This is a genomic window from Agromyces tardus (assembly GCF_003710805.1).
Taxonomy (GTDB): Bacteria; Actinomycetota; Actinomycetes; order Actinomycetales; family Microbacteriaceae; genus Agromyces; species Agromyces tardus.
In genome coordinates, this window is the sequence record NZ_RHHB01000006.1 from 61,780 (window position 1) to 79,584 (window position 17,805).

The window sequence follows — 17,805 nt, forward strand, 5'->3', positions numbered from 1 at the left end:
GGGCGACGCCCTCGGAAGTCGCCGACGCGATCCGCCGGCCGGCTTCTCAAGCGGCTCAGCGCACCGAGCGGATGCGGAGGATGACGAGCCCGCCGGCGAGCACGAGACCCGCCGCGATGAAGAAGAGCAGCGAGTAGTTCTTCTCGTCGCCGGTCACGCCGACGAGCAGGATCGACGACGCGATGAGCGGGGCGGCCGACTGCGGGATCGAGGTGGCGAAGCCGGTGATGCCCATGAAGCGTCCGGCGTCCGTGGTCTTCTCGGGCAGGACGTCGAGCAGCAGTGCCTGGTCGACCGCGGAGAACATGCCGATGCCGGTCGAGACGATGAGCGAGCCGGCGATGAGCGCGGGCAGGTCGGTCGAGATCGCCATGAGCACCATGCCCGCGGCCATGAGCGCGCCGCCGGTGACGACGAACACCTTGCGGCGGCGGAACCGGTCGGAGAGGAAACCGCCGCCGAGCGCGCCTGCGGTCACGGCGAGGACGCCGACGCCGCCGAGCGTGGCGATGATGCCGGCCACCTCGGTCACCTCCACCCCCAGCCGGCTCGCGAAGAAGAACGCCGTGAACGTCGTGTTGAGCGTGAGACCGAAGTAGAAGAGGAATCGCCCGAGCCAGTTCAGGGAGAAATCGGGGTACTGGGCGGGGTTGTAGAGGTACTTGCGCAGCAGGCCCCCGACGGTGAGCGTGTCCTTCGGGAGGCCGCGGCTGTCGTCCTCGTGCACGAGCGCGACGAAGAGGGTGACGAGCACGACACCGACGATGCCCGGGATCAGGAAGAGCAGCAGCGCGTTGCCGACGAAGCCCACTGTCAGGATGACACCGAAGACGGGCGCGACCTGCGTGGCGAACCCGGTGAGGCCGGCGACCTTGCCGCGCTGCTCCTCGGGCAGGCGGTCGGCCGTCGAGATCTGCAGGTTGCTGAGCACAGTGCCCCAGCCCCATTGGGCGAGTACCCAGCCGAATCCGAGCAGCAACACGTTCGGCGCGAGCGCCATGACGACGAGCGAGATCACGCCGACGAACATGCCGCCGATCATGAACGGGCGGCGGCGGCCGATGCGCGTGCGCGTGCGATCGCTCCACACACCCATGAACGGCGCCGTGAGCATCACGAAGAGCGCGCCGGCGCCGGTGATGTAGCCGAGCAGCTCTTCGCGGCCGGGGGCCAGTTCGTTCACGCGGACGGAGAGCGAGATCGCGAGGGGGGTGATGAAGGCCATGAAGACGCCGAACTGCGCCAGCACCATGAACCAGATGTAGCGGGCGTTCACCTTGGGCAGGTCGGGCGCGGCGTCGTGCTCCTCGACGATGACCTCGGGATCGACGGTGGCGGTGGGGAAGGGGGACGGCACCGGGGTGACGATCGGCTCGTCGTCGCGGTCGGTCGGATTCATGGGGACTCCATTGTCGTGTGGGGAGGGCTGTGACATCCGCTCGCCGGTTCGGACCGAAGCGTTACTAGCGCGTGCTAGCGGATGTCGTCGATGCTACAGTGAGGAACTAGCGCGCGCAAGTAACGTTTCAATCGGAGGCCAGCGGATGTCGCAGACGACCAGCACTCGCCGGGTGACCGCGGCCGACATCGCCCGCTCGCTCGGCATCTCGCGAGCCACGGTGGGCTTCGTGCTGAACGACACGCCGGGCCAGACCATTTCGGAAGCGACCCGCACCCGCGTGCTCGATGAGGCCAAGCGCCTGGGCTATCGCACCAACATCGCGGCACGAGCCCTCGCGAGCGGTCGCTCCCGCATCGTGCTGCTCGTCCTGCCCGACTGGCCGCTCGACTTCAACCTGCGCCGCAACATCGAGGAGGCCTCGCTCGCCCTCGACGAGGCCGGCTACGCGCTCATCACCTACACCCCGCACCCCACCGGCCATTCCCGCCCCCTGTGGGAGACGCTCCAGCCCGACGTCGTCATGTCGATGACGCCGTTCGCTCCCGGCCAGGCGGAGTCCATCCGCGCCGCCGGCGTGACGCGACTCATCCCCGATCCCGACGCCCCGGTCGGCGAGGAGTACCCGGAGGATGGCCCGGTGCTGCAGGTACGGTACCTGTTCGAGCTCGGACACCGGTCGATCGCCTTCGCCGGATCTGCGGACCCACGCGTCGCCGACCTCGTGGCACTGCGCCGCCGCCGCGCGAACGATGCCGCGGCGGCGCTTGGCCTTCCGCCGTTGCCGTCAGCCGACATCCAATTGACGGATGCCTCGGCGGGCGGCGCGATCGACGGCTGGCGCGCCGCGGGCATCACGGCAGTTGCCGCCTACAACGACGACGTCGCGGCGGCGCTCGTCGGCGCGGGCCTTCGGATGGGGCTGTCCCTCCCCCGCGACCTCTCCGTCATCGGCCACGACGACACGCCGCTCGCCTCGATGTTCCAGCCGCGCATCTCCACCATCAGCGTGAACACCGTCGGACTCGGCCGCTACTTCGCCGGCCTCGCGCTCAGCGCGGTCGAGGACCGGCCGCTGCCCCTCGCCGGGCCCGAGTTGCGCGTGGCGCTCGTGCCCCGGGCGTCGACCGCGTCTCACGACTGACGCCGGCCGCGATCAGACCGCCCACCGCCGGAGGGCAACCGACTCGTGACGGGCTCGAACGCGCCTGACGATACCGGCGGTAGCAATCGGGCCGACTCCGCCGGCGGTGCGCGCCCGATTGCGGGCCGTGAGGCTGAGGCTGAGCCCGACGATCGGTAGGAACCGCCCTGCTCAGTCGCTCGGTGAGGCGGGCGTGCCTCCTCCTGCTGCCGCGAGGGCGTAACCCTCGATCAACCGGCCCTGCCCAAGTCGAGCCGCGCAGCCCGCTTCGCTCACCGGGGCTGGAGCCCTGCGGCGCGATAGATGTCGTCGACCACCCGCATGGTGCCGACCGCGCGATCCGCATCGAGCAGGCTCGGCGACCCGTCGCGCAGCACGGTCACGAGATGCTCCAGCTGCCTGGCATAGCTGTTCTCCCCCTCGGCGGCGCGCTCCTGAATCAGGACACGGTCTCCGGCCGTCACGGTGAGGGCCGCACCCCACTGCGGGACGATGACGCTGGTGGCCTCCAACGACGCGTCGGATCCGACGACCCGCAGCGACATGCTGCCCGTGTCGTCGCCGATGAACGACGAACGCACCCGTGCCGGGACGCCGCCGGGGAGCTGGAGGACGGCGTCGGTCTGCAGATCGATCCGCGGATCGTCGGCATACAGCTGCGCCGTCGCCGAGACCACCTCCGGCTCGCCCCACGCAGCGCGGAGGAGATCGGCGGCGTAGCATCCGACGTCCATGACCGCTCCGCCGGCGAGGTCGCCGTCGAGGCGGATGTTGCCGGGCTTCACCACGAAGTGCGGGATGCTGAAGTCGATCTCCACGTCACGCACGGTGCCGAGCACGCCCGAGGCGATGACCTCGAGAAGTCGCTGGGTGAACCCGTGCAGCCGGTAGTGGAAGCCGACGAATGCGCGCCGACCGTTCGCCGCCGCGACTTCGGCGATCCGCCGTGCGCCTGCTTCGTTCGCAGACAGCGGCTTCTCGCAGAGGACGTGCTTGCCCGCCTCGAGCGCGCGAACCGCCCACTCGGCGTGCACGACCGGAGGCAGCGCGAGATAGACCAGATCGATGTCGGGGTGGGAGAGCACCGTGTCGTAATCCCCCGCGACAGGCAGGTTGAGCCGCTCCGCAAATGCCGCAGCCCGCTGTGGATCCCGCGCCCCGATCGCCACGACCTCGACACCGTCGACATCCCGTGCCGGCTCGACCATCGCACGCTCGGCGATACCTCCAGCGCCGAGAATACCGACGCGCAAGCGCGCAACCTTGCCCGTCGAAGTACCGCCGGGTGACGTGTGTCCAGTCACTGATCCTCCTACTACTCGAGTTCTCTGATCGGGGTCGAGGAGCGGCCCGTCCGGGAGAGTCGCCCGGCCGCCTCAATCGCTCCAAGCGTCACACGCCCCAGGTCGCGTCCATCGAGACACGGGACCGTTCTTGGTCGCGAATCAGTATCCGAATGATCATTCGGTTTCATTGATGATCTCACCGATGCGGTCGGCACGACCTCGGAAGCGCTGATACCCGACAGCAGTGCTGTTGATGTGCGGAAGCACCGGTGATCAGCGGTGGTCGAGCTCCTCGCGGCGGAGGAAGGAGGTGACGGTCGACGTGAGGAAGCTCACCAGCTGGGCGTCGGTCATGCGCTGCTGAGGGCCGCCCTGGGCCACGAGCCCGATGCCGACCTGCCGGGACGCGACGCTGTAGACGATCTCCTCGCACCACGCCAGTCCCGGCTCGTCGCAGTCGACGCGATTCCGAACGCAGATCGAAGCCAGCGCACCAGTGAAGGCCGTCTGCGCGGTCCGCCCGGAAGCGATGCCGCGACGCGCAACGGCGGGATACGCTTCCGCGATCCTGATGACAGCAGCCAGCAGCGGAGCGTTCCCCTCGAGGGTGCGCACTCGCGCCTCGATGAGCGCCGTCACCGACGCTGACAGGTCGTCTCCTGATTGCGCTGCGGCAGCCATCGCCGCCACGGTCTCCGCGTCGATCCGGACCATCTCACGCTCGTGGACGGCTTCGAGCAGGGCCGCCTTGCTGGCTACGCGACCGTAGATGCTCCCTATCGACACGCCGGCGCTGCTGCTGACGTCCGCGATGGCGAAGTCCGCACGTCCACGGGCGATCAGAAGATCGCGCGTAGCGTCCAGCACCCGCTCCCACGAGCGCCTGCTACGGGCTTGGCGCGGCTCCAGGAAAGCCGCCGCATTGGAGGTTGGCGTCGTACTCATCGTCAACAGCTTGCCCCGTCCGGGCGGCTTCGCGCTTCGGTTTCGGAATCAGAATCCTCATTCGGATTGAATCGGCTTGGGTTCCCCATGACGACCATCGACGACGCTGACCGGGGCTCGAACCCTCGTGAGACACCGACCATCTGCGGCCTTTCGGTCGAGCAGATGGTTCGGCCGTGGCTGATCACGGATTAGATGGTAGGGCGGACGGGACTTGAACCCGTGACCGATGGATTATGAGTCCACTGCTCTAACCGGCTGAGCTACCGCCCCGCGAGCGACCTCAGTCGGGCAGTATGACCGGGATCGACTCGGTGACCGGATCGGTCACGCGCTGACCACGATACAGACTCTCGAACGTGTCGAGCGTGCGGGTGATGTCGTGCGCCTTGATGAGCTTGACCGACCGCGCCTTCAGGGCGTTGTAATCGTCGGGTTCGGCCTCGAGCACCATGCGCAGCTTGTCGGCGAGGTCCTGCGGGTTGCCGGGATCGAACAGGTAGCCGTTCTCGCCATGGTGCACGAGGTGCGGCAGGGCCATCGCGTTGGCTGCGACGACGGGCAGCGCCGACGCCATCGCCTCCATGGTCACGATGCTCTGCAGCTCGGCGATGGACGGCATCGCGAGCACCGACGCGCGGTGGTAGGCCTCGCGGAGCTCCTCGTCGGTGACGTAGCCGGTGAAGGTGACCCGGTCGGCGATGCCCAGCTGGACCGCGAGGTGCTCGAGGTTGCGCTTCTGGTCGCCGCCGCCGACGATCTCGACCTTCACGTCGAGCGACGCCGGCAGGAGCGTGATCGCGCGCAGCAGCACGTCGATCTGCTTCTCGCCCGTGACGCGGCCGACGAACAGGATGCGGTTCTCGGTGCGCGGCTCCCAGTTGGGTGCGTACTTGTGCGCGTCGATGCCGCAGGAGATGGCGTGCACGCCCACGAGGCCCGTGTGCCGCTCGAGGAACTGAGCGGCCTTGCGGGTCGGCGTGGTGACTGCCTCGGCACGGCCGAACGTGCGGCGAGCCGCCTTCCACGCCAGGCCGACGGCCCAGTCCTGCCACGCCTTGGGCAGCAGGGTGAACTCGAGCATGTTCTCGGGCATGAAGTGGTTCGTGCCGATGATGCGGATGCCGCGCTTCTCGGCCTCGATCGACAGTCCGCGCCCCACGATGATGTGCGACTGGAAGTGCACCACGTCGGGCTTGACCTGGTCGATGACCCGGGCGCTGTTCTGCCGGATGCGCCACGGGAGCGCGAAGCGCAGCCAGTCGTGCGGGTACCAGCGCCAGCTGCGGAGTCGGTGCGCCGTGAGCTCGGCCCCCTCGTGCACCTCCTTCCACGTGCCGTGCTTGCGGCTCGCGGCGGGCGCCATCACGTGCACGTCGTGACCGCGCTCGACGAGGCCGGCGGCCAGTCGCTCGGCGAACCGAGCAGCGCCGTTGACGTCGGGTGCGAAGGTGTCGGCGCCGATCAGGATGCGCAGCGGCCGCGCATCGGCGGGATCGTCGACGGTCGGCGCACCGGATGTGTCAGACACGTGGAGTTGTTCCTCACAGTTCGCGATTGGGGGTGATCGACCCCGAAGGGTGCCTCTGCGCGGGGGCGGTGCGCGGGCTGCATCCGACCATAGTCTACGAGACGGCCCGCTGGGAGGCCGATGCACACGCTCGGCGTGGGAGGGACCGGGGCGACGCCGGTGCGGTCAGAGGCGCGTCTGCGGGTGGTTGCGGGCGAGCAGGAACACGCCCCAGACCGCGATCACGCCCGCCACGAGGAACACGAGGTTCGCCCAGAGGGGGGCCTGCGAGGCCTCGCCCAGCACGACGATGCCGATCGCGACGGCGACCATCGGGTCGACGACCGTGAGGCCGGCGATCACGAGGTCGGGCGGCCCCGTCGCGTAGGCGTTCTGCACGAAGTAGGCGCCGAGCGCCGTGGCCAGCAGGAGCCCGATGAGGCACAGGAACGTGAGCCACTCGAACTCGCCCTGCTCCACCCGTGTGAGCACGACCTTCGCGAGCGTCGCGACGAAGCCGTAGAGCACGCCGGCCATGATCACGTAGAAGATGGCCCGGATGCGTGCGCGGAAGAACGCGAACGCGAGTGCCGCGGCGGTGAGCACCACGGCGAGCACGATGAGGATCGTGATGAGCTCGCGTTGCGTGACGGGCTGGTCGACCGCGGTGAACGCCGCGACGCCCACGAAGAGGAGCACACCGCCGACGCACATCACGATGGCGATGATCGACTTGCGGTTGAGCTTCACCTTGCTGATGCGCGAGTTCAGGATCGAGGTGATCACGAGCGCGAGCGCCCCGAGCGGCTGCACGACGATGAGCGGCGAGAAGTACAGGCTCGAGAGCTGGAACACGATCGCGAGGCCGAGCATGAGCGTGCCGAGCACCCACGAGGGCCGGGCGAGGAGCAGCGCGAGCTGCGTGCCGCTCAGGCCCTTGCCGAGCGTGTCGGCGGTGTGCGCCTCGACCTTCACGACCCCGCGGTGCTGGAACTGTGCTCCGAGCGAGAGGAACACCGCGCCGATGATCGCGAGCGGGATGCCGATGAACTGTGTCGGGTCGAGCGGAACCAACTCGGTGAGTTCGCTGAGGTCCGGATCCACCCCTCGACCCTACCCGGTGGCCACTCGATATCCTTGGCGAATGGCCGTCCTCCCCATCCGAATCACCGGCGACCCCGCGCTCCACGCACCCGCCTCCCCCGTCGAGCAGATCGACGATGAGATCCGCGCCCTGGTGCGCGACCTCTACGAGACGATGGATGCCGCGCCGGGCGTCGGTCTCGCCGCGCCGCAGGTCGGTGTTCCGCTGCGCCTCTTCACGTTCGGGTGGACCGACGAGGACGGCCGTGCGTGGCGCGGCGTCGCCATCAACCCGGAGCTGTGGATCTCGCCGCCGGTGCCCGGCATGCCCGACGAGGACGACGAGTCCGAGGGGTGCCTCTCGTTCCCGGGCGAGCGGTTCGCCCTGCGCCGCGCGGAGCGCGCGATCCTGCGCGCGACCGACCTCGACGGCGAGCGGTACGAGATCGAGGCCGAGGGTTGGCTCGCCCGCATCTTCCAGCACGAGTACGACCACCTCGACGGCGTGCTCTACATGGACCGCCTCGACGACCACGACCAGCGCATCGTGCAGAAGATCACGCGCAAGCGCGGCTGGGGCCGGCCCGGGGCGCAGTGGATGCCCGGCGTCGACGACCTCGAGGGCTGAGCGCGCCGCCGCCGGCAACGAGGAAAGGCCGCCCGGGAACCGGACGGCCTGCTCGCTCCCCCACTTGGACTCGAACCAAGAACCTATCGGTTAACAGCCGATTGCTCTGCCAATTGAGCTATGGAGGATCGCGTGATGCGCAGATTCACTGTAGCAAACCGAGCGCCCGACTCCCAATTCGAGGCAGCCTCGACTCCGGTGCCGGGCGACGGTCGGATGCCGCGGCGTCACGCAGCTCAGTAGCCCGCCTCGAGGTCGATCCGGCCAACGAAGTCACCGCTCCCGAGGAACGCCGCGGTGTTGCGCGCGATGCGCTCGGCGAACAGCGGCACGGTCATCGCCTCGGTGTCCGCCACGTGCGGGGTGACGATGCAGTTCGGCGCACGCCAGAGCGGATGCCCCGTGGGCAACGGCTCCGGATCGGTCACGTCGAGGCCCGCACCGCCGAGCCGGCCCGACTCGAGCGCCGCGACGAGCGCGTCCGTGTCCACCAGTCCCCCGCGCGCGACATTGACCACGACCGCGCCGGGGGCGAGCACGTCGAGCTCGGCCGCGCCGAGGAGGCCCGAGGACTCCGCGGTGAGCGCAGCCGCAACGACGACGACGTCGGCCCCCGTGAGGGCCTCGTGGAGCCGGTCGACGCTGACGGTGCGGCCGGCACCGGGCACCGCGGCATCCGCTCGCCGCACGATCGTCGTGTGCACGCCGAACGGCGCGAGGAGCCGCAGCAGCTCGACCGCGATGCCGCCCGCGCCCACGATCACGACGCGGGCGCCGTAGAGGCTGCGCCCGCGCTGGTCGGCCTCCCAGGCCTCGGCGCGCACGCGACGCGGCAGTTCGCGCAGCACCGCGAGGAGCAGCATGAGCGCGTGCTCCGCAACGGGCTGCGCGTAGGCGCCCTTCGCGCTCGTCCAGACGCGACCGTCGCCGCGCGCCCGCGTGAGCAGCCCGCCGAATGCGTCGACGCCCGCCCAGGGCAGCTGCACCCATGCGATCCCCGGATGCGACCGCAGCACCGCCTCGAGTTCGCCCTCACCGGATGACGCGGCCCACACCAGGCCGCGCGTGGCCGGCGACAGCGCTGCGACGACGCCGCCCGCTGCGGTCACCACCGCGGTGAACGCCACGTCGGCGTCGGTCTCCGGCAGCACCGCGATCGGCCCCGAGGGCACGGGCGTCGGCACGGCCGCCGGCGTCGCACCGAGCACCCCGTGATGCGTCACGCCAAGGGGTCCGGTTCGAGGTCGTCGATCACGGCGTGGCCTGCGTCGAGCGCGCCCGCGAGCGCCTTCACGTAGGGATGCGAGGGGTCGTCGAGCACCTCGTCGAGCGTGCCGAGCGCCACGAGCGCGCCCCCGTCGAGCACCGCGACGCGATCGGCGATGCGCCGAAGCACCGGCAGGTCGTGGGTGATGACGATCGCCGAGAAGGTGTGCCCGTCGCGCAGCTCGCTGATGAGCTGCGCCACCGCGTCGCGCACCGTGAGGTCGATGCCGGCGGTCGGCTCGTCGGCGATGAGCAGCGACGGTCCGAGCACGAGCGCGCGGGCGAGCGCGACGCGCTGGCGCTGGCCGCCGCTGAGTTCGTACGGGTACTTCTGGAGGAAGCCGAGCGGCAGCCGCACCGCGTCGACCATCGTCGCGACGCGCGTCGCGAGCGCCTGCCGGTTGTAGCGATGGTCGCGCTCGAGGATCGGCTCGCCGATGATCTCGGCGACGGTGCGATCGGGCGGCAGGGTCGCCGCGGCGTCCTGCGCGAGGTAGCCCACGTGGAAGCGCACCTCGTGCAGCTTGCGTCGGTGGATGCCGCGCAGCGGCGTTCCGAGCACCACGGCGTCGCCGCCCGTGATCACCGGGCGCGCGTCGGCGCCCCCCTCGAGCGCGACGCCCGAGAGGACGCGCGCGAGCGTGGACTTGCCGCTCCCCGCGCTGCCGAGCAGGCCCAGCACCTCGCCGGGGCCGAGGCGCAGGCTCACGCCGTGCAGCGCGACGTGCGCGGCGCTCGCGCCGCGCGGCGGGTACTCGATCGAGAGGTCGCTCAGCACGACCGGATAGCCGTGCGCGGCGCCCGAGCCCATCAGCCGGCCTCCCGGATGCGCCGGAGCTCCGCCCGCCGTTCGGCCTGCGCCACGGGGTCGGGCACCGGCAGGGATGCGAGCAGCCGCTTCGTGTAGGGGTCGACCGGGGCGCCGAGCACCTCGGCGCCCGTGCCGCCCTCGACGAGGTGGCCGCGGTACATGACCGCGATCCGGTCGGCGAGGATGTCGACGACCGCGAGGTCGTGGCTGATGAACAGCGACGCGAAGCCGAACCCGCGCTGCAGCTCGGCGAAGAGCTCGAGCACGCGTGCCTGCACCGACACGTCGAGCGCCGAGGTGGGCTCGTCGGCGATGAGCAGCTCGGGCTCGAGCGCGATCGCGCGGGCGAGGCTCGCGCGCTGGCGCTGTCCGCCGGAGAGCTCGTGCGGGAACCGGTCGCCGTACGCGCTCGGCAGCTGCACCGCCTCGAGCAGCTCGTTCACCCGCTGGCGTGCGTCGGAGGCATCCGCAGCCCTGCCGTGGATGACGAGCGGCTCGGCGACGCACTCGGCGATCGTGAGCAGGGGGTTGAAGCTCGACGCCGGGTCCTGGAAGACGAAGCCGATGCGGCTGCGCGACGGGCGGAAGCGGCGCTCGCGGATGCCGTTCATCTCGTGCCCGAGCACCTGCAGCGAGCCGCCCGTGACCCTCGTGAGACCGGCGATGGCGCGTCCGATGGTGGTCTTGCCCGATCCGCTCTCACCGACGAGTCCGAGCACCTCGCCGGGTCGGATGACGAAGTCGACGCCGTCGACCGCGCGGAACGGCGGACGCCCGAACCGTCCCGGGTACTCGATCTGGAGGCCACGGGCCTCCACCACGGGCGCCTGCTCGAGCCAGTCCGCCGGACGGTTCGCGGCACGAGCCTCGGCCGTGACCGTGCCGTGTCCGACGTACGGAACCGCGGCGAGGAGCGCCTTGGTGTAGTCGGCCTGGGGCGAGGCGAACAGCGTTTTGACGTCGGCCTGCTCGACCACGTTGCCCTGGTACATCACGGCGACCCGGTCGGCGAGGTCGGCGACGACGCCCATGTTGTGGGTGATCAGCACGATGCCCATGCCGAACTCGTCGCGGCACCGGCGGAGCAGGTCGAGGATCTCCGCCTGCACCGTGACGTCGAGCGCCGTGGTGGGCTCGTCGGCGACGATGAGGCCGGGCTCGAGGACGAGGGCCATGGCGATGACGACGCGCTGCTTCTGCCCGCCCGAGAACTGGTGCGGGTAGTGGTCGACGCGCACCTCGGGGTCGGGGATGCCGACGCGGCCGAGGATGTCGATCGCCTTGCGCCGCGCCTCCTTCCTCGAGATCTTCGAGTGGGCCTGCAGGCCCTCGATGATCTGCCAGCCCACAGGGAAGACCGGGTTCAGTGCGGTGGAAGGCTCCTGGAACACCATCGCCACGTCGGTGCCGCGGATGGCCCGCAACTCCTTCTTCGACAGCGACACCACGTCGGTCTCGCTCGTGCCCGCCTTGTTCGACAGGATCACGGCGCCGCTGGTGGTCGCCGTCGACGGCAGGAGGCCGAGGATCGTCTTCGCCGTGACCGTCTTGCCGCTGCCGGACTCGCCGACGATCGCGAGCACCTCACCGCGCTCGACGGACAGGGTCACGTCGTCGACGGCCTTGACCGGCCCGGCGTCGGTCGCGAACGACACCCCGAGCCCTTCGATGCGCACCAGTGCGCTCATGACTTGACCTCGATCCCGTGCTCTTCGAACGATTCGCCGTCCTCGAGTCCGTCGAGGCCGCCCGGTCCGGCGATGAGGGTGCCGCCGGGCACGACCGACGTCTCGGCCACGGCACCCGACGCCTTCGCGACCCGGCGGCGTCCGCGCAGGCGCGGGTCGGCGAGGTCGTTGAGGCTCTCACCCACGAGCGTGATGCCGAGCACGGTCAGCACGATGGCGAGGCCCGGGTAGAGCGCCGTCCACCAGATGCCGCTGGAGACATCCGCCAGCGCCTTGTTGAGGTCGTAGCCCCACTCCGCCGCGGCGGTCGGCTCGATGCCGAAGCCGAGGAAGCCGAGCCCGGCGAGGGTGAGGATCGCCTCGGACGAGTTGAGCGTGAAGATGAGCGGGAGCGTGCGGGTGGCGTTGCGGAGGACGTGCCGCACCATGATGCGGCTGTTCGAGGCGCCGAGCACCTTCGCCGACTCCACGTAGGCCTCGGCCTTGATGCGCACGGTCTCGGCGCGGATGACCCGGAAGTACTGCGGGATGTAGACCACCGAGATCGAGATCGCCGCGGCGAGCACGCCGCCCCACAGGCTCGACTGCCCGCCCGAGATCACGATCGCCATGACGATGGCGAGCAGCAGCGACGGGAACGCGTAGATGGCGTCGCAGATGACGACGAGCACGCGGTCGAGCCAGCCGCCGAAGTAGCCCGAGACGAGGCCGAGGAACACGCCCGCGAAGATCGACAGCACGACGGCGGCGATGATGACGAGCAGCGCCGTCTGCGTGCCCCAGATGGTGCGGGAGAGCACGTCGTAGCCGCCGACGGTGGTGCCGAACGGGTGGGCGCTCGACGGCGGCTGCTGGCTGCCGAAGGGGCCGTCGATGTCGCGCAGCTGGTTGAAGCCGTACGGCGCGAGGAGCGGGGCGAAGATCGCCGTGAAGATGAACAGGCCCGTGAGGATGAGGCCGGCGACGAGCATGCCGCGCTGGAGCCCCACGCTCTGGCGGAGCTGGTGCACGACGGGCAGGCGGTCGCGGAGCAGCCGCTTCGGGGGCCGGGTGGCGATGGCGTCGGTCATGTCAGTACCTCACCCTGGGGTCGATGAGCGCCGCGAGGATGTCGACGACGAAGTTGGTGAGCGCGACGATCACGGCGAGCAGGGCGACGATGCCCTGCACCGCGACGAAGTCGCGCGCCTGGAGGTACTCGGCGAGCATGAACCCGAGCCCCTTCCACTCGAAGGTCGTCTCGGTGAGCACCGCGCCGCCGAGGAGCAGCGCGATCTGCAGCCCGATGACCGTGATGATCGGGATGAGCGCGGGCCGGTACGCGTGCGTGCGCACGAGGCGGTACTCCCCCACGCCGCGCGATCTGGCCGCGTCGACGTAGTCGGTCGACAGCGTGCCGATGACGTTCGTGCGCACGAGCCGCAGGAACACGCCGGCGGTGAGCAGTCCGAGCGCGATCGACGGGAGCACCGCGTGCGCGAGCACGTCGGCGAGCACCGCGGGGTTGCCCGTGCGGATCGCGTCGATCGTGTACAGGCCCGTGGGGTTGGGCAGGAACTGCATCTGCAGCTCCGCCCCGGTCGATGCGCGGCCCGCGACGGGCAGCACCTTCAGCCACACCGAGAAGATGAGCTTCAGGATCATGCCCGCGAAGAACACGGGCGTCGCGTAGCAGAGGATCGCGAACACGCGGAGCACCGCGTCCTGGCCCTTGTCGCGGAAGTACGCGGCGACCAGGCCGAACGGGATGCCGATGAGGAACGCGACGATCAGCGAGTAGAACGCGAGCTCGAGGGTCGCCCCGCCGTAGGTGACGAGCACTTCGACGACGGGCCGGTTGTCGCTGATCGTGGTGCCGAAGTTGCCGGTGGCGATCTGGCCGAGGTACTCGAGGTACTGCACGATGAGCGGGCGGTCGTAGCCGGCGGCGGCGATGCGCTCCTGGAGCTGGTCGGCCGTGAGGCGGCCGCCGAGGGCGGCGGTGATGGGGTCACCCGTGGTGCGCATGAGCACGAACACGAGGGTGACGAGGATGAACACCGTCGGGATGATGAGGAGCGCACGGATCAGGATGTACCTGCCGAGGCCGCCTCCGGGGGTCTTCGCGGCGCGTGGAGCGGCGGGCTTCGCACCCGGGGTCTCGGACACCGTCGTCGTTGAGGTCATGATGGCCAATCAGTGGGGGCTCGAATGCGGGTGGCCCGCTCCTGAGAGCGGGCCACCCGTTCCTTGCGTTGAGGAGACTCTAGCCGTTCGGCAGGCTCAGCCCTTCGAAAGCGCCGCGTAGCGGAACTTGAACGACGCGTCGAGCGTGTCCTCGGTGCCGTTGACGTCGGAGCCGACGACGGCCACCTGAGCACCCTGGAGGTAGGGGACGGTCGACAGGTCGGCCGCCACCTTGTCCTGGATCTCCTCGATGATCGCGGTGCGCGCGGCGGGGTCGGCCGTCACGGACTGCTCGAGGATGAGGTCGTTGACCTCCTGGTTCACGTAGTGGTTCGAGAGGAAGTTCTCGACCAGGAAGAACGGCGTCAGGTAGTTGTCGGCGTCCGAGTAGTCGGGGAACCAGCCGAGCTGGTACGCCGGGTAGACGTCGGCCGTGCGGTCCTTCGAGTACTGCACCCACTCGGTGGTCTGCAGGTTCACCTTGAACAGGCCCGACGACTCGAGCTGGTCCTTGATGAGCGCGTACTCGTCGGCCGACGAGGGGCCGTAGTGGTCGTTCGAGTACTGCAGGTTCAGCTCGATCGGCGTGGCGACGCCGGCGGCCTCGAGGGTCGACTTGGCCTTGTCGGCGTCGGGCGCGCCCGAGCCGTCGCCGTAGAGGCCCTTGAGGGACTCGGTGGCGCCGGTGAGGCCCGCAGGCACGTAGGAGTACAGGGGCGTGTAGGTGCCCTTGTAGACCTGCGTCGCGATCTCGTCGCGGTCGATGAGGTCCGCGACGGCCTGGCGCACGGCGAGCGCCTTCGCGGGGTCGGCCTCGGCGGTCTTCGCGCCGTAGGGCTGGGTGTCGAAGTTGAACACGATGTAGCGGATCTCGCCACCGGGTCCGTCGACGACCTTCACCTTGTCGTTGCCCTTGAGGTCCTCGATGTCGGTGGCCGCGAGGCTGCGGAACGCGACGTCGATGTTGCCCTCCTGCACGTCGAGCTTGAGGTTCGACGAGTCGGCGTAGTACTTGACGTTGACCGTGTCGGTCTTGGCCGGGCCGAGGAGACCCTGGTAGCCGTCGTACGCCTTGTACGAGACGAGGTTGTTGAAGTCGTACTTCGAGATGACGTACTGGCCGGCGAACGCGTTGCCCGCGACGATGTCGTCGTCGGAGGTGAGCGAATCGGCCGAGAAGACGTCCTCGTCGACGATCGGGCCGACCGGGCTCGACAGGATCTGCGGGAAGACCTGGTCGTTCTCGCTCTTCAGCTTGAAGACGACCGTGGTGTCGTCGACGGCCTCGACCGAGTCGAGGTTGTAGAGCAGCGACGACGGCCCGTTCTCGTCGGCGATGGCGACCTGGCGGTCGAAGCTGAACTTCACGTCGGAGGAGGTGAGGTCGTTGCCGTTCGCCCACTTGAGGCCCGGCTTGAGCTTGACCGTGTACTCGGTCGGCGACGTGAACTCGGCCGACTCGGCGATGTCGGGCTCGACGTCGGGGCTGCCGTAGGGGGTGTTCATGAGGAAGGGGAACACCTGGTTCATGACTGCGAACGAGCCGTTGTCGTACGAGCCCGCGGGGTCGAGCGTCGTGACCTTGTCGGTGGTGCCGATGGTGATGGCGCCGCCGCTCGTGTCGGTGCCGCTGGTGCCGGCGGAGCAGCCCGCGAGCGCCAGCGCGGCGACCGAGAGACCGGCCGCCACGGCGAAGCCGCGACGTCGGTTCGTGGATGCGGATGTCATATCCGTCTACCTCTTCCTGTCGGGAATGATCGCGCGCAGGCAGGCTGCCGCGATCTCGTATCCCCAACACCTAGCACACTCGATGTCACCTGTTTCGGGGTGGCCTCGCAGGGATCCCCGAATGTGATCGATCTGCAACCTTGCACGCAACGGATGCGCGCGTGACGCCGGATCGCCGCGCGATCCCAACGGTCGGCGCGGGGCGGGGCGGCGGGAGCCGGGCGCGGGAGTCAGTCGCCGCGCAACGCCCGCCGGTCGACCTCGAGGTCGACGAGCGCCCGCTGGAGGGCGGCGTAGGTCGCGGCATCCGCCCGGTCGGTGCGCTGCAGCCGGCCGAGCAGCTCCTGCTTCTGGCGCAGCAGCTCGCGGTCGACGAGGGCGCTCACGACGCCGCGCAGGTACGCCGTGAGCTCGGCCTCGCTCCGTTGCGGCACGGGCGCGACCGCGAGCTGCCGCACGAGCCCGGCGAACGGCTCGGGCACTTCGGAGACGACCGCGTCGACGGTGACCGCGCCGTTAGGGGGTGCGGATGCCAGCGCCGAGGCGATCCCGTCGCGCACGACGGCGAGCGACGCGTTGCCGAAGCGGCAGTCGACCCCGTGGCGCAGCAGGTCGGCGCCGACCGCCTCGGGGTACTGCAGCATGGCCTGCAGCGCGTCGCGCTCGAGCCGCGTCGACGGGTCGGCGGGCAGGTCGCCGATCGAGAACGGCCGTTCCACAGAGGCGGAGCCCGCCGGTGGGGGCGCCTGCGTTCGGTCGGCGGATGCCGCGCCCGCTCGCTGGTCGGCCGATCCCCCGCCTGCGCCACCGCCCGTGGCGCCGTTCGGCCGGTCGCGGCCGGACGCGCCCCGCACCGCCCGCGTGACCTCGCCGAGCTCCATGCCGAGCATGCGCGCGAGTTCGCGGGTGTATCCGGGCCGGAGCGACGGATCGCGGATGCCCGCGACCACCGGCGCGGCCGCGCGGAGCGCCGAGACGCGGCCCTCGACGGTCTCGAGGTCGAACCGCGAGAGCGTGTGCCGGATCACGAACTCGAACATGGGCGTGCGCGCATCGACGAGCGAGCGCACCGCGGCGTCGCCGCGCGCGAGGCGCAGGTCGCACGGGTCGAGCCCGTCGGGGGCGACGGCGACGAAGGTCTGCGCGGCGAACCGCTGCTCCTCGGCGAACGCGCGCATCGCCGCCTGCTGGCCCGCCGCGTCGCCGTCGAAGGTGAAGACGACCTCGCCGACGCCCGAGTCGTCGCCGAGCACGCGCCGCAGCACCTTGATGTGCTCGACGCCGAACGACGTGCCGCAGGTCGCGATCGCCGTGGTGACGCCCGCGAGGTGGCAGGCCATGACGTCGGTGTAGCCCTCGACCACCACGACGCGGTGGCTCTTCGCGATGTCCCGCTTGGCGAGGTCGAGCCCGTAGAGCACCTGCGACTTGTGGTAGACGGCGGTCTCGGGCGTGTTGAGGTACTTCGGCCCGTTGTCGTCGTCGAGCAGCTTGCGCGCGCCGAAGCCGACGGTCTGCCCGGTGACGTCGCGGATCGGCCACACGAGCCGGCCGCGGAACCGGTCGTACACGCCGCGGTCGCCCTGCGAGACGAGGCCGGATGCCGCGAGCTCCTCGGTGGTGAAGCCCTTGCCCTTCAGGTGGTTCGTGAGGGCGTCCCAGCTCTTGGGGGCGAAGCCCACGCCGAACCGTCGGGCCGCCTCGGCGTCGAATCCGCGCTCGCCGAGGAATCGGCGGCCCACCTCCGCCTCGGGCGAGCCGAGGCGCTCGAGGAAGAACTGCTCGGCCGCCTGGTTCGCCGCGAGGAGCCGTGCCCGATTGCCGTGGTCGGACGCCTGGCCGCCGTCTTCGTAGTGCAGCTCGTAGCCGATGCGCCCGGCGAGCCGCTCAACGGCCTCGGTGAACGACACGTGGTCCAGGCGTTGCAGGAACGAGTAGACGTCGCCGGATTCGCCGCAGCCGAAGCAGTGGTAGAAGCCGAGCTGCGGGCGCACGTGGAAGCTCGGGCTGCGCTCGTCGTGGAAGGGGCAGAGGCCCTTCATCGATCCCACGCCCGCGGACTTGAGGTTCACGTGCTCGCCCACGATGTCGGCGATGTTCGTGCGGGCCTTCACCTCATCGACGTCACTCTGTCGAATTCGGCCCGCCATG

General features: G+C 70.1%; 14 protein-coding genes and 2 tRNA genes. 2 read left to right on the forward strand and 14 right to left on the reverse strand.

The genetic code is table 11. The features are described from left to right. Nucleotides 1-55 precede the first annotated feature (55 nt). Nucleotides 56-1,399 carry an MFS transporter gene (locus EDM22_RS05800; RefSeq protein WP_122936120.1) on the reverse strand — a complete coding sequence of 448 codons (1,344 nt, stop codon included), beginning with the start codon at nucleotides 1,397-1,399 and terminating at the stop codon, nucleotides 56-58. 145 nt (nucleotides 1,400-1,544) lie between these two features. On the opposite strand from EDM22_RS05800, the gene EDM22_RS05805 reads away from it, so the two are divergent. Beyond that, nucleotides 1,545-2,543 (forward strand): LacI family DNA-binding transcriptional regulator, encoded by a 999-nt coding sequence (locus tag EDM22_RS05805; protein WP_170964031.1) that lies wholly within the window; start codon nucleotides 1,545-1,547, stop codon nucleotides 2,541-2,543. Between the two features lie 272 nt (nucleotides 2,544-2,815). On the opposite strand, the gene EDM22_RS05810 is transcribed toward EDM22_RS05805, so the two are convergent. The 5 genes from EDM22_RS05810 to EDM22_RS05830 all read right to left on the reverse strand — a co-directional run bounded on the left by EDM22_RS05810 (nucleotide 2,816) and on the right by EDM22_RS05830 (nucleotide 7,388). Next, entirely contained in the window at nucleotides 2,816-3,847 is a 1,032-nt protein-coding gene (locus EDM22_RS05810; protein ID WP_245989235.1) for a Gfo/Idh/MocA family protein, read from the reverse strand. Between the two features lie 255 nt (nucleotides 3,848-4,102). Further along, nucleotides 4,103-4,774 carry a TetR/AcrR family transcriptional regulator gene (locus EDM22_RS05815; RefSeq protein WP_138708040.1) on the reverse strand — a complete coding sequence of 224 codons (672 nt, stop codon included), beginning with the start codon at nucleotides 4,772-4,774 and terminating at the stop codon, nucleotides 4,103-4,105. A gap of 196 nt (nucleotides 4,775-4,970) precedes the next feature. Then, nucleotides 4,971-5,047 (reverse strand) — tRNA-Ile (locus tag EDM22_RS05820). A gap of 10 nt (nucleotides 5,048-5,057) precedes the next feature. After that, a complete protein-coding gene (locus tag EDM22_RS05825; protein WP_245989238.1) occupies nucleotides 5,058-6,305 on the reverse strand; it encodes a glycosyltransferase in 1,248 nt (415 codons plus the stop codon). A gap of 165 nt (nucleotides 6,306-6,470) precedes the next feature. Beyond that, complete coding sequence (locus tag EDM22_RS05830) at nucleotides 6,471-7,388, reverse strand: DMT family transporter (RefSeq protein WP_122936123.1); 918 nt, start codon at nucleotides 7,386-7,388, stop codon at nucleotides 6,471-6,473. Nucleotides 7,389-7,428: 40 nt separating this feature from the next. Here EDM22_RS05830 and def point away from each other — a divergent pair, with 40 nt between their 5' ends. Beyond that, entirely contained in the window at nucleotides 7,429-7,995 is a 567-nt protein-coding gene (def, locus tag EDM22_RS05835) for a peptide deformylase (RefSeq protein WP_122936124.1), read from the forward strand. A gap of 55 nt (nucleotides 7,996-8,050) precedes the next feature. Here def and EDM22_RS05840 read toward each other — a convergent pair. From EDM22_RS05840 to dnaG, 8 genes are all read right to left on the reverse strand, one after another. After that, nucleotides 8,051-8,123 (reverse strand) — tRNA-Asn (locus tag EDM22_RS05840). 108 nt (nucleotides 8,124-8,231) lie between these two features. Next, entirely contained in the window at nucleotides 8,232-9,218 is a 987-nt protein-coding gene (locus EDM22_RS05845) for an NAD(P)-dependent oxidoreductase (RefSeq protein ID WP_245989240.1), read from the reverse strand. Further along, complete coding sequence (locus EDM22_RS05850) at nucleotides 9,215-10,072, reverse strand: ATP-binding cassette domain-containing protein (RefSeq protein ID WP_245989241.1); 858 nt, start codon at nucleotides 10,070-10,072, stop codon at nucleotides 9,215-9,217. Before EDM22_RS05850 ends, EDM22_RS05845 begins: the two co-directional genes overlap by 4 nt. Further along, nucleotides 10,072-11,760 (reverse strand): dipeptide ABC transporter ATP-binding protein, encoded by a 1,689-nt coding sequence (locus EDM22_RS05855; RefSeq protein ID WP_122936126.1) that lies wholly within the window; start codon nucleotides 11,758-11,760, stop codon nucleotides 10,072-10,074. Before EDM22_RS05855 ends, EDM22_RS05850 begins: the two co-directional genes overlap by 1 nt. After that, nucleotides 11,757-12,830 carry an ABC transporter permease gene (locus EDM22_RS05860; protein WP_122936127.1) on the reverse strand — a complete coding sequence of 358 codons (1,074 nt, stop codon included), beginning with the start codon at nucleotides 12,828-12,830 and terminating at the stop codon, nucleotides 11,757-11,759. Before EDM22_RS05860 ends, EDM22_RS05855 begins: the two co-directional genes overlap by 4 nt. A 1-nt stretch (nucleotide 12,831) precedes the next feature. Further along, nucleotides 12,832-13,926, reverse strand: a complete 1,095-nt coding sequence (locus EDM22_RS05865; protein ID WP_122936128.1) for an ABC transporter permease — start codon at nucleotides 13,924-13,926, stop codon at nucleotides 12,832-12,834. Nucleotides 13,927-14,022: 96 nt separating this feature from the next. After that, nucleotides 14,023-15,654, reverse strand: a complete 1,632-nt coding sequence (locus EDM22_RS05870) for an ABC transporter substrate-binding protein (RefSeq protein ID WP_122936129.1) — start codon at nucleotides 15,652-15,654, stop codon at nucleotides 14,023-14,025. Between the two features lie 230 nt (nucleotides 15,655-15,884). Then, on the reverse strand, nucleotides 15,885-17,804 hold the full coding sequence (gene dnaG, locus EDM22_RS05875; protein ID WP_122936130.1) for a DNA primase: 1,920 nt from the start codon (nucleotides 17,802-17,804) through the stop codon (nucleotides 15,885-15,887). Nucleotide 17,805: the final 1 nt, after the last annotated feature.

Excerpts from the sequence above, each read along its gene's own strand:
- EDM22_RS05800 (WP_122936120.1), bottom strand. The coding sequence starts at position 1,399 with ATGAATCCGACCGACCGCGACGACGAGCCGATCGTCACCCCGGTGCCG.
- EDM22_RS05805 (WP_170964031.1), top strand. The coding sequence starts at position 1,545 with ATGTCGCAGACGACCAGCACTCGCCGGGTGACCGCGGCCGACATCGCC.
- EDM22_RS05815 (WP_138708040.1), bottom strand. The coding sequence starts at position 4,774 with ATGAGTACGACGCCAACCTCCAATGCGGCGGCTTTCCTGGAGCCGCGC.
- def (WP_122936124.1), top strand. The coding sequence starts at position 7,429 with ATGGCCGTCCTCCCCATCCGAATCACCGGCGACCCCGCGCTCCACGCA.
- EDM22_RS05850 (WP_245989241.1), bottom strand. The coding sequence starts at position 10,072 with ATGGGCTCGGGCGCCGCGCACGGCTATCCGGTCGTGCTGAGCGACCTC.
- EDM22_RS05855 (WP_122936126.1), bottom strand. The coding sequence starts at position 11,760 with ATGAGCGCACTGGTGCGCATCGAAGGGCTCGGGGTGTCGTTCGCGACC.
- EDM22_RS05860 (WP_122936127.1), bottom strand. The coding sequence starts at position 12,830 with ATGACCGACGCCATCGCCACCCGGCCCCCGAAGCGGCTGCTCCGCGAC.
- EDM22_RS05865 (WP_122936128.1), bottom strand. The coding sequence starts at position 13,926 with ATGACCTCAACGACGACGGTGTCCGAGACCCCGGGTGCGAAGCCCGCC.
- EDM22_RS05870 (WP_122936129.1), bottom strand. The coding sequence starts at position 15,654 with ATGACATCCGCATCCACGAACCGACGTCGCGGCTTCGCCGTGGCGGCC.
- dnaG (WP_122936130.1), bottom strand. The coding sequence starts at position 17,804 with ATGGCGGGCCGAATTCGACAGAGTGACGTCGATGAGGTGAAGGCCCGC.